Annotated in this window: 9 protein-coding genes; all 9 read left to right on the forward strand. The window is 60.9% G+C overall.

Features of this window, described 5'->3' with window-relative positions; all coding sequences use genetic code 11:
* Positions 1-212: 212 nt before the first annotated feature.
* Complete coding sequence (locus ABD937_RS00795) at positions 213-2,450, forward strand: hypothetical protein (RefSeq protein ID WP_345252677.1); 2,238 nt, start codon at positions 213-215, stop codon at positions 2,448-2,450.
* Positions 2,451-2,742: 292 nt separating this feature from the next.
* Entirely contained in the window at positions 2,743-4,503 is a 1,761-nt protein-coding gene (locus ABD937_RS00800) for an ABC transporter ATP-binding protein (RefSeq protein WP_345252678.1), read from the forward strand.
* Positions 4,504-4,591: 88 nt separating this feature from the next.
* The gene (locus tag ABD937_RS00805) at positions 4,592-5,932 is read left to right on the forward strand and encodes a hypothetical protein (RefSeq protein WP_345252679.1); all 1,341 of its coding nucleotides are present in this window, start codon (positions 4,592-4,594) and stop codon (positions 5,930-5,932) included.
* Between the two features lie 95 nt (positions 5,933-6,027).
* Entirely contained in the window at positions 6,028-7,407 is a 1,380-nt protein-coding gene (locus tag ABD937_RS00810) for a hypothetical protein (RefSeq protein ID WP_345252680.1), read from the forward strand.
* Between the two features lie 162 nt (positions 7,408-7,569).
* Positions 7,570-8,754: a F0F1 ATP synthase subunit A gene (atpB, locus tag ABD937_RS00815; RefSeq protein ID WP_345252681.1), complete on the forward strand. Its 1,185-nt coding sequence runs from the start codon at positions 7,570-7,572 to the stop codon at positions 8,752-8,754.
* Between the two features lie 165 nt (positions 8,755-8,919).
* On the forward strand, positions 8,920-9,168 hold the full coding sequence (gene atpE, locus ABD937_RS00820; protein WP_345252682.1) for an ATP synthase F0 subunit C: 249 nt from the start codon (positions 8,920-8,922) through the stop codon (positions 9,166-9,168).
* 124 nt (positions 9,169-9,292) lie between these two features.
* A complete protein-coding gene (gene atpF / locus ABD937_RS00825) occupies positions 9,293-9,787 on the forward strand; it encodes a F0F1 ATP synthase subunit B (protein ID WP_345252683.1) in 495 nt (164 codons plus the stop codon).
* Between the two features lie 120 nt (positions 9,788-9,907).
* Positions 9,908-10,474, forward strand: a complete 567-nt coding sequence (gene atpH / locus ABD937_RS00830) for an ATP synthase F1 subunit delta (RefSeq protein ID WP_345252684.1) — start codon at positions 9,908-9,910, stop codon at positions 10,472-10,474.
* A 66-nt stretch (positions 10,475-10,540) separates the two neighbouring features.
* Positions 10,541-12,118: a F0F1 ATP synthase subunit alpha gene (atpA, locus tag ABD937_RS00835; RefSeq protein WP_345252685.1), complete on the forward strand. Its 1,578-nt coding sequence runs from the start codon at positions 10,541-10,543 to the stop codon at positions 12,116-12,118.
* The last annotated feature ends 134 nt before the right edge of the window (positions 12,119-12,252 follow it).

Genomic DNA, 12,252 nt, shown 5'->3' on the forward strand with positions numbered 1-12,252 from the left:
TGTTCAACATTGATTAAGCTATAACGCCGCAGGAAAAGAGCAAGACACCGACACCAGAAGGGCGTCCGGGATCACTTTCTTTTTCACACAGGCTTCGCTATGAAACCGAATCAGACTCCCCTTCCCTTTGGGAAGGGGCCGGGGGATGGGCCTTTAACACCTCTAAAACGGTCGGTTCTAAAGCCGGGTACTAAATTTGTACTATGCGGCCTATGTACCCCGTTCTCCGTGTCTTGATCCTTACCCTCCTGCTGGGGGCGCCGGGAGCGGCCCTCCATGCCCAGAAACCCGCGGCGGGCTGCCAGCCGCCCCGCCAGCGCCAGCTGTTCCACGACTACGTAGACCGGCAGCAGGGCAACGCCCTCCGGGCCGACGGCAAGGCCGACAACGAGTTCCGCGCCGGTACCAACGAGGACGTTAACTTCCAGCTGACGCACGTGCTCACGAAGCGGATCGACGCCCTGCAGTGCAGTATCGAGCAGGATACGCTTGCCCGCGACCAGAAAAAGGTGGCCTTTATCCGCGGCATCGAGCGCATGCTCATCAACTTCACGAGTAACTTGCGGGCCCGCCGTGTGCAGCCCGCGCACCTGCCTGCCCTCTTCGACGCCTACGAGGCCGCCATGGCCCTCGACCGCACCGGCGCCTCCATCGTGCCGCTCGTGCAGCGCTCCTCCTACGAAGTCGGCAATTACCTCCTGCTGTCGCAGGCCTTCGACAACAACCCGGGCCGCGCCGAGTCCAGGAACATCGTGCTGAGCAAGTACCTGCAGCTGCGCCCCGAGCGCATCTTCGCCACGCTGAAGGACAATCCCAACCTTCCCAACCGCGACTCGCTCATCCTGCTCGCCGCCTACAAGTTTCCACGCCAGCTCTATGATTACGCGGCGGCCTCTAACTCCCTCGCCTTCGCCATCCGTAAGCTCGACGACCCGCTCGTATCGGCCGTGTCGAAAATGGCCACGTCCGGCGGCTCCGGCCAGCTCTATTTCCCCTTCCTCGACAACATCCTGAAGGGGAAGATGACCTTCGAGCAGATCGATGCGGTGAAGAACGACCCGGTGAAATACTACAAGCTGCTCGTGAAAACGCGCATCGACTATGTGAACCGCTCCATCCCCAGCGAGCCGGGCGCCGCGCGCGACACCGTGTTCGAGATGGAGGGCCTCACCCGCATGCTGCAGCGAAAGGCCATCGACCCCTTCGTCAACACCATCAACGCCCTTCACGAAAAGCCCGACCCCGAGCGCTTCAAGATCCTGCAGGGCCTCTCGGCCACCGAGCTCTATTATCTGGCCGTATTCGGCGAGCAGGAAGTGTATACCTCCAGCTTCGTGCGCGGCATCTACCCGCTCATGATGCAGAAGGCCGGAGGGCGCGGCGACTCGCTCATGATGCTCGTTTCGTTCGACCGCTTCAAGAAGTTCATCAAGATGGCGGCTGGCTACAATACGCTCGACGAATTCCTCAAAGCCTTTCCCGGCAAGGGCCAGGCCGAGAAGCTTATGACTGCCTTCGTGAACGGCCTCGAGCGCACCACCACCCTCGAGGACGGCGTGGATGTGGCCGACTCCTATGCATCGATCGTGGAAAGCAACAAGCCCCTCGCGGCCCGGATGCTTGAGAACGTGCAGGCCAACCTGGAGCGCAACCGCACGCAGAACAACCAGCGCGGCATCGTGCTGTACAACCTGCTGAGCAAGATCTTCCAGTCGGCCGACTCCACGAAGGGCATCGACCTGTCGAAGGAGTTCGGCGTGCCGCCGGTGTACAGCGTTTCCTACGAGTCGCTCACGCCCGATACGAACCGCGTGTTCATCCACCAGTTCTTCTACGGCGACAAGGACGGCGTCATGAACTACCAGCGCCAGCTGGCGGCGCTCGGTAAGGGTTGGAAAAAGATCGAGGATACGAAGCAGTGGATGGCCTTCGCCAGCACCACGGGCAAGCCCCTTACCCTCTATTTCAACAAGCCCCTCGACGAGGAGAGCGGCGAGCTCGAGAAGGCGCAGGCGGCCCTGAGCGACTACCTCATCGAGCGCGGCATCCAGCCCACCGTGGTGGTGCACCGCGGCCACAGCTACTATGCCGACTATACCATCGAGCAGATCCAGCCGGCGGCCAAGATCGTGTTCCTCGGCTCCTGCGGCGGCTATCACCTCATCCACGACGTGCTGAGCCATGCCCCCGACGCGCACATCATCGCCTCCAAGCAAACCGGTTACAACGTCATCAACCAGGCCTTCCTCGACCTGCTCTTCCAGCAGCTGCGCAGCGGCAAGCCGGTGGAGTGGATCCCCTTCTGGAAGGACTTCGCGCGCACCTCGGGCAAGGCTCAGGGCTTCGAAGACTATATCCCGCCGCACCGCAACCTCGGCGCCCTCTTCATCAAGGCGTACAACAGCCAGATGGGCGTGGCGAACGACGACGAGCGCGTGTCGAGCAAGTGATTGAATATCGAATAACGAATAACGAAGTGGACGCCCCGGGAAATCCCGGGGCTTTTCCGTAGGAACAACGAACAAGGAACAGGGAACAAGGAACAGGGAATCAGGAAGCTGGAGCCCGGGCTTCCCTCGGCAGGCCCGGGGGAGACAATAAGCACTCGTACTCCCATACCTACGGAGCCCGGTACGGACGCGCGATCGCGCGTCCCAACGAGAGCACCAACCTTCCAAAACCCTTAAAACCTTCCAAAACCTTATTCCCACCCTACTTTTGCCGCCTAAATCTCCCGAGCGATTGGCTTCTCCCACTACAAAATCCTTTGACCTTGCCGTGCTGCGCCGGGTGCTGGCCTTTGCCCGCCCCTACAAGCGCCGCCTCTGGAGCTCCATTGCGCTGGCCATCGTGCTGGCGCTCTTTACACCGGTGCGGCCCTGGCTCATCCAGCTCACCATCCAGAAATACATCGCCAACGAGATGGCCGAAATGGTGATCCGCGTCACCATCTACCAGATCGCCTTCCTGCTGCTGGAAACGGCGCTGCGCTTCGTCTTCTCCTACCTCACCTCCTGGCTCGGGCAGGCGGTGGTAAAGGACCTGCGCACCACCACCTATAAGAAAGTACTCGGGCTCAACCTCCGCCAGTTCGACCGCACACCCATCGGCACCCTCACCACCCGCACCGTGGACGACATCGAGCGGATCAACGACATCTTCTCCGACGGCCTCATCCCCATCCTCGCCGACCTGCTCTCGATCATCTGCGTGCTGGTATACATGTTCGCCACCCACTGGCAGCTCACGCTCGTGTGCCTTATCCCCTTCCCGGTGCTCATCGTGGCCACCTATTACTTCAAGGAGAGCGTCAATAAAAGCTTCCACCGGGTGCGCAACGCCGTGAGCGACCTCAACGCCTTCGTGCAGGAGCACCTCACCGGGATGTACATCGTGCAGGCCTTTGCCGCCGAAGACCGGGAGATGGACCGCTTCCGCACCATCAACAAGGAGCACCGCGACGCCAACATCAAGGCCATCTTCGCCTACTCGGTGTTCTTCCCGGTAGTGGAGATCGTGCTGGCCACCTCCACGGGCCTCATCGTCTGGTTCGTGACCCACCCCAACGTTTCCTCGGGCGTCATCACCTCCTTCATCCTCTGCCTCAACCTCCTGTTCCGTCCGCTGCGCGTCATCGCCGACAAGTTCAATGTGCTGCAGATGGGCCTCATCTCCGGTGAGCGGGTGTTCAAGGTGCTCGACAACGACGATTACACCCGCGACACGGGCACCCACGACCCGGCCCGGGTGGACGGCCGCATCGACTTCGAGGGCGTTTCGTTCGGGTATACGCCGGAGCACCCGGTGCTGAAGAACGTGAGCTTCTCGGTGCCGCCGGGCAAAACGGTGGCGATCGTGGGCCATACGGGCTCGGGCAAGACCACCATCATCTCGCTGCTCAACCGGCTCTACGAGGTGGGCGAGGGTACCATCCGGATGGACGGGGTGCCGGTAGGGGAGTGGAAGCTCGATGCCCTGCGCCGCCATGTGGGTGTGGTGCTGCAGGACGTATTCCTCTTCTCCGGCTCCGTGCGCGACAACCTGACGCTCCGCAACCCGGCGATCCCGCAGGAGCGGGTAGAGGCGGCGGCGAAGCTCATCGGGATGCACGACTTCATCGGGCGCCTCCCGGGCGGGTACGATTACAATGTAATGGAGCGGGGCGCGACCCTTTCGCTCGGCCAGCGGCAGCTGCTGTCGTTCATCCGCGCGCTGCTCTACGACCCGGCGGTGCTCGTGCTCGACGAGGCCACCTCCTCCATCGATACCGAAAGCGAGGCGCTGATCGAAGGGGCCATCCAGACCCTTATCGCGGGCCGTACCTCCGTCATCATCGCCCACCGCCTCAGCACCATCCAGCGTGCCGACCTCATCCTCGTGCTCGACAAGGGGGAGCTCAAGGAGATGGGCACCCACCGCGAATTGCTGCAGAAAAGCGGCTTTTATCACCGATTGTACGAGATGCAATTCGAAAAGAAAATAATTTCGGCGCCCGAACGTTAAACTATTCCCAACAGGGCGGGTCACAAAGGGCTTAACCAGCCGCCCTTGCGGCCCACCCTTCAACCTGACCTGTAAAATACCCGGATCTATGAAGTTATTGATGCGCTCCCTGCTCGGCCTCCTCCTGATCGCCGGCGTCTACTCCTGCCAGAAAGAGATCAGTGTCGAGTCGGGCGCCTCCGCCGCCTTCGCCCTGCAGGACGAGTTCGGCGACTGCCTCGGCGACACCGTGGCGGGCTCCTATTATGCGGGGCGCGCGCTGGGCGATACCAACTACCTCGACCTCCGGGTACGCGTGCTCACCACCGGTCGCTATGCGATCAACACCGACGTCCAGAACGGCTTCTCCTTCCGCGCCACGGGCAATTTTGCCGACACCGGCCTGACCACGGTGCGTCTCCGCGGCACCGGAACCCCGACGGCCGAGCAGGTGACCACCCTGCGCATCTCCCGTGATTCCGGCTACTGCGACATCGTCGTGAACGTGCTCCCGAACCCCGGCGGCCCCGGCGGCGGCCCGGGCGGTGGCGGGGCCTGCAATGCCCAATCGGCCGGTAGCTACCAGAAAGACACAGCCCTCACTGCCGCCAATACCGTGACCGTGCAGCACAGCTTCGCCAGCACCGGCAACTTCACCGTCTATACCGATACCGTGAACGGCTACTGGTTCCGCAAGGACGTGACCGTAACGGCGGCAGGCCAGCCCCAGACCATCGTGCTCGCCGGCAGTGGCACCCCGGCCGCGATCGGTACCAACACCTTCAATGTGCGCTTCGGCGACACCACTACCTGCACCTTCTCGGTCACGGTTACGGGCAACACGTCGCAGCCGACCAATGATACTTATTTCCCGATGGGCCAGGGCAGCTACTGGACCTACTCCGACCCGGAGCGCGCGGCGGCTTCCGACCCCGACACGGTCCGGACCGTAGTTTCCGGCACCTCCACCATTGGCGGTCAAACCTACAACCGCTTCATCACGAGCGACGATGGCGGCGCACGCGACACGGCCTACTACCGTAAAGACGCAGCCGGTACCTTCTACGGTGTGGCCGACGTGGCCGACCTCGCTACCGCGCTCGGCTTTACCTTCCCGGTGGGTTCCTTCGAGGCTCCTTTCCTGAAAGAGTCGCTGACGACCGGCGCCACCTGGGTGTCCAGCACGGTCAATGGTACCTCCTCGGGCCTGCCTACAGCGCTGCGCCTCACGTTCAAGTGCACGAACAACAACGCCACCGTGACCGTGAACGGCCGCACCTTCAACAATGTGTATGTGATCGAGAACAACTTCGAGCTGAGCGTGATGGGCGCCCCCTTCTTCGCTCCCTTCCCGGCCACCATCACCTACTTCGCCAAGAACGTGGGCCTCATCAAGGACGTATCCACCGGCTACGAGCCGCAGGAGCTGCGTTTTTACCAGATCAACTAAAGTGTCTTATCCTGGAAAAGCCCCCGGCCATACCGCCGGGGGCTTTTCTTTGCCGGCCCGGGAATCCGTAGCTTTGGCGTACCTAAACGACTCGCATGAACCAACGGCTGCATCAACTGCTTAGCGCACTCTTTGCTCTCTTCCTGCTGACCTCCTGCCAACAGGAGATCCAGGCGCCCGCGGTGCCGGTGGCCGCTTTCAGCCTGCTCGACTCCTCCGGCAACTGCCTTCCCGACTCGGTGCATGGTACCTACCGTGCCGGGCAGCCGCTCGGCGATACCAACTTTATCGAGGTGACCGTGCAGGTAACGACGCCCGGCCTCATCACGCTCAGCAGCGGCCCGCAAAACGGCATCACCTTCAGCGGCACCGCGCAGCCCACCGCGGCCGGGCCCGTACGGGTGCGGCTTGCCGGCAGCGGCACCCCGGCTGCAGCGGGCGCAACCACGATCTCCCTCAGCCAGGGCGGCGCCAGCTGCCCCATCGTGCTGACGGTGGCGCCGGCGGCTCCCTCCGGGGGCGGTCCTGCGGGTGGGGCCTGCGTCGGCACCGTAACCGGCACCTTCAAAAAGGACAGCCTGCTCGGCCCCGGCCACCGCATCGCCATCTCGCATACTTTCCTGGCCTCCGGCACCTTCCGGGTGCATACCGATACCGTGAACGGCTATTCATTTAGCGCCGACGTGACTGTGCCCACTGCCGGCATGCTGCGGGTGGCCGACATGCAGGCTACGGGCAGGCCCCTGCAGGTAGGGAGCGACACCTTCACCGTGCGCTTCGGCGACGGGGACACCTGCACCTTCAGGATCGACGTGGTGGCCGGCACGCCTCCTCCCGGCGGCGGCAGCGTTCCGGACACGACGATGCTCCCGCTGGCCGTGGGCAACTGGTGGAGCTACGACCACGCCGCCACGTTGAATGGCATCGATACGATTACGGTGACCGTGATCGGAACAAAGACGGTTGCGGGCAAGACCTACTTCGAAGCCCGCCGCAATTCAGGCATCCACGGGACCCAGTACGCGTATGGAACGGCAGATGATACGCTGCTGTTCCGGAAAGATCCGAACGGCTCCGTGTACCAGCTGGTGCGGATCCAGAACGAGTTCGGTGGCTGGGTACCCTACACCTTTGCTGAGCCTTACGTGGAGCTGGCGTTGTACCTGCCCGGAAAAGTGCCCGGCGACGAATGGTTCACCAACAGCTTTACGGGCACCGGGGCGTCGGGCACAAGGCAGTTCCGCGTCCGTGTCGCACTCGCGAATATCGGGGGCATCTCGCTCAACGGGTACAACTTCCCGAATACCTGGAACACGCACGTAGAATTGCAGACCACTGACGGCGGCGGCGCTCCCTGGATGCTTGCCCCCGGGTTTCCCTCGTTCCGGTCGAAGATGCTGGTGCGGGGTGTGGGCATCGTTCTGGAAGTGGTGGGAAGCCGCCAGAACCAGATCCGGTACTGGCGCTTTCAGTAAGCCCGGAACCCACGGCTGAGGCGCCCTTTCTTTTTGCATTTAGGAAGCAGATTGTTCCATGTTTTTGGGCATGCCGCCTTATCTTTGCGCCAAATTTCGGGAACAGATATGATGGTAAGACGTGTCAAAACCTTGATGGTAGCGGTTTTCAGCCTGTTTTCAGTGATTGCATGCGGTCAACATCCCCAGGACGAACACGGTGAAAAAACACCGGATGGCCACGTAGCTGGCGATAACCGGCACGAGGAAGGCAAAAAGTTTGACGCCAACGAGGTGATCTTCGGACACGTGCTCGACGCCCACAGTTTCCACTTCTTCGATTATAAAGGATCCGACGGCAAGACCCATCCCGTAGGCCTCAACCTCCCGGTGATCGTATACGAGAAAGGCGCCGGCCTCAAGGTATTCAGCTCGGCCAAATTCGACCACGGCCATGCCGTAGCCGAGGGCCGCTACCAGCTCGTGAACGACCACTGGCGTCATGCGCAGCTCGCCGCCGGCAACATCACAAAAGAAGAGGCCAAAGCCTACCGCAACGAGAACATCGTGGCCGTGGACCCCGCTACGGGTGCTCCCATCGCCGACGCCAAGGTATACGACTTCTCCCTCACCCGCAACGTGGTGCAGATGTTCCTGGCCCTCATCGTACTGATGTGGATCATGATGGGTGTGGCCCGTCGCTACAAGAGCGGACAGGGTGTAACGAGCGCCCCCCGCGGCATGCAGAACGCCGTGGAGCCCGTCATCACCTTCGTGCGCGACGAGGTGGCGAAGCCGAACCTCGGGCACAAGTACAAGAAGTTCATGCCGCTGCTGCTCACGATCTTCTTCTTCATCCTTATCAACAACCTTTTCGGGCTCATTCCCGGCTCGGCCAACGTAACGGGCAACATCGCCTTTACCGCCATGCTGGGTCTCGTATCCGCCCTCGTGATCAACTTCTCCGGCAACAAGCACTACTGGGGCCACATCTTCAACCCCCCGGTGCCCTTCGGCATCAAGTTCATCATGGTGCCGGTGGAGATCCTCTCCATCATCACGAAGCCCTTCGCCCTCATCATCCGTCTGTTCGCGAACATGCTGGCGGGGCACATCATCATTATCTGTCTCATCTCCCTCATATTCATCTTCGGCTCGCTTGCGAAAGGCGCCGGCTGGGGCTTCATGCCGATCTCCATTGCCTTCTCGGTGTTCATCTTCGTGATCGAGGTGCTGGTGGCCTTTATCCAGGCCTTCATCTTCACCAACCTCACGGCGGTGTTCCTGGGCCAGGCCATCGAAGACCACCACCAGCATGAGCACGACGCGCACCACGGCAACCCGCCGACGGAGCCCGTCATTATCTAAGATCTCAGATCTTGGATCTATGATCTGGGATGTGAAGGAGAAAACAGAAACCAGGGTCTTCGAGTGTGTGACGAAGGATCGATCTAAAGAAAGATCATAGATCCAAGATCACCGATCTGAGATTCCCTCCAGTTGTGATTCATTCATCTATATAAAACCTCTATCATGAGCTTACTTAGCATTCTTCTCAGCGAAGTTCCCTGGGCAAACGCAGGTGGTGCCATCGGCGCCGGCCTCGCCGCGATTGGCGCTGGTATCGGTATCGGCCAGATCGGTCGTGGTGCCGTTGAGTCCATCGCCCGTCAGCCGGAAGCGTCCAACGACATCCGCGCCAACATGATCCTGACCGCTGCGTTCATCGAGGGTGTTGCCCTCTTCGCGGTGATCGCCGGTATCCTGGCCATGTTCGTGTAACCGAACCGCTGAAAAAAAAGTTACCGCGCCCGACGCACAGGGCCGAGGGCGCGGTTCCTTAACATCTGAGATCTCAGATCTGAGATCCGATCGAAACATCAAAAAATCGACAAATCCCTAGATAATGGATCTTTTAATACCTGGCCAAGGCCTATTCTTCTGGACGCTGCTCGCCTTCCTGATCGTGTTCTTCCTGCTGCGCAAGTTCGCCTGGGGACCGATCCTGGAGTCCCTCGGCGCCCGTGAGAAGACGATCGCGGAGTCGCTCGAGAGCGCCCAGCGTGTGAAAGCCGAGATGGCCCAGCTGAAGAACGAGAACGAGGAGCTGATGGCGAAAGCCCGTGAGGAGCGCTCGCTGATGCTGAAGGAAGCCCGCGAGACCCGCGACAAGATCGTGAACGAAGCCAAGGAAATGGCCAAGGTCGAAGCCAACAAGATCATGGCGGAAGCCCAGGCGGCCATCAACACCCAGAAAATGGCGGCCCTCACCGAGGTGAAGAACCAGGTGGGCAAGCTCGTGATCGAGGTGACCGAGAAGGTGCTGCGCAAGGAGCTCTCCTCGCCCCAGGCCCAGGAAGCCCACATCAACGGCCTCGTGAACGAAATCAAGTTGAACTAATGTGCTAATGTGCCAATATGCTAATGTGCTGATGAATTTAAATCACCGGCAGATTAGCAAAAAGCACCTGGCGACAAGCATTAGCACATTAACTCATTAGCAAATTAGCACATTCGACTTATGTTGAGCCCCCGTTTAGCCTCGCGTTACGCCAAATCCCTGCTGGACCTCGCCATCGAGCGCGGGCAGCTGGAGACGGTGTATGCCGATATGCAATACCTGCGCGACCTCATCCGCTCGAGCCGCGACCTCGCCGTGATGCTGAAAAGCCCGGTGATCAGCAGCGAGAAGAAGCAGGCCGTGATCAACGCCATCACCGCCGGCAATATCGGTGAGCTGACCCTCGCCTTTACCCGCCTGCTCATCGCCAAGCACCGCGAAGGCGAGCTCGTGGAGATCGTGCCGGCCTTCATGACCCAGTACCGCCAGTACAAGGGCATCCACATCGTGAAGCTGACCACGGCAGCACCGGTGAGCGAAGCGGTGAAGACCAGCATCCTCTCGCAGGTGCGCAGCGCCTCCGCCAACATCCAGCAGATCGAGCTCGAGACGGCGGTGAACCCCGACCTCATCGGCGGCTTCGTGCTCCAGACCGGCGACCAGCTGGTGGACGCTTCCGTTGCCTACGAGCTGAAGGAGATCGGCCGCCAGTTCGATAAGAATGACTTTATTTATAAGATCATCTAAACAATACCCGGCGCGCGCTTTGCGCCCCGGTTGTTCCTTTTTTAGTAACCAGTTAAATCAGCAAAAATGCCTGAAATAAAGCCTGATGAAATCAGTGCCATCCTTCGCCAGCAACTGAGCGGTGCACAAACTACCGCCGAGCTGGAAGAAGTAGGAACCGTTCTCCAGATCGGTGATGGTATCGCCCGCGTTTACGGCCTCGGCAACGTTCGCGCCGGTGAACTCGTAGAATTCGAAAACGGAGTACAGGGCATCGCCCTCAACCTCGAAGAAGACAACGTAGGTGCGGTACTGATGGGTGAGATGGGTACCCTCCAGGAAGGCGCCAAGGTGCGCCGCACCGGCAACATCGCCTCCATCAAGGTAGGCGACGGCATGGTTGGCCGCGTGGTGAACACCCTCGGCGAGCCCATCGACGGCAAAGGCCCCATCGCCGGCGAGCGCTACGAGATGCCCCTGGAGCGCAAGGCCCCGGGTGTAATCTTCCGCGAGCCCGTAAAAGAGCCCCTCCAGACCGGTATCAAGGCCATCGACGCCATGATCCCGATCGGCCGTGGCCAGCGTGAGCTTGTGATCGGCGACCGCCAGACCGGCAAGACCGCCATCTGCATCGACACGATCATCAACCAGAAAGAATTTTTCGCCGCAGGCAAGCCTGTATACTGCATCTACGTCGCCATCGGCCAGAAGGCCTCCACCATCGCCGGTGTGATGAAGACCCTGCAGGACGCAGGTGCCATGGAATATACCATCATCGTAGCCGCCTCTGCGTCGGACCCCGCTCCGCTGCAGTTCTACGCGCCCTTCGCCGGCGCCGCTATCGGTGAGTTCTTCCGCGACACAGGCCGCCCCGCCCTCATCATCTATGATGACCTGTCGAAGCAGGCCGTAGCCTACCGCGAGGTATCGCTGCTGCTCCGCCGCCCGCCGGGCCGCGAGGCTTACCCCGGTGACGTATTCTACCTGCACAGCCGCCTCCTCGAGCGCGCCGCCAAGGTGATCAACAACGACGCCATCGCCGCCCAGATGAACGACCTGCCCGAAAGCATCCGTCACCTCGTGAAGGGTGGTGGCTCGCTCACGGCCCTGCCGATCATCGAAACCCAGGCCGGCGACGTATCCGCCTATATCCCCACCAACGTGATCTCGATCACCGACGGACAGATCTTCCTCGAGTCGAACCTGTTCAACGCCGGTATCCGCCCCGCCATCAACGTAGGTATCTCGGTAAGCCGCGTAGGTGGCTCCGCCCAGATCAAGTCGATGAAGAAGGTGGCCGGTACCCTGAAGCTCGACCAGGCCCTCTACCGCGAGATGGAAGCCTTCTCGAAGTTCGGTGGCGACCTCGACGCGGCTACCAAGCTCGTGATCGACAAGGGTGCCCGTAACGTGGAGATCCTGAAGCAGCCGCAGTACTCGCCGATGCCGGTGGAGAAGCAGGTGGCCATCATCTACCTCGGTACCCAGGGCCTCATCCGCGACGTACCCGTGCGCCGCGTGAAGGAGTTCGAAGAGCACCTCATCATGGAGCTCGAGAGCAAGCACCCCGAAGTACTCGCCGAGTTCAAGAAGGGCGGTTTCTCCGACGAGGCCGTGAAGAAGCTGACGGACCTGAGCAACAGCCTCATCCCGCAGTACAAGTAAGGTCAATGGTGAATGGTCAATCGTTCACTGACATAGATAGAAAAGCCCCGGCTGCAAAGCCGGGGCTTTTTCTTTTCCGGCAGGAAGCAGGGCACAGATCAGCAGGCGTCAATTGCGGATCATAAATCGGAGCC

Origin of the sequence: Flaviaestuariibacter amylovorans, from assembly GCF_039541815.1 — a bacterium.
Taxonomy (GTDB): Bacteria; Bacteroidota; Bacteroidia; order Chitinophagales; family Chitinophagaceae; genus Flavisolibacter; species Flavisolibacter amylovorans.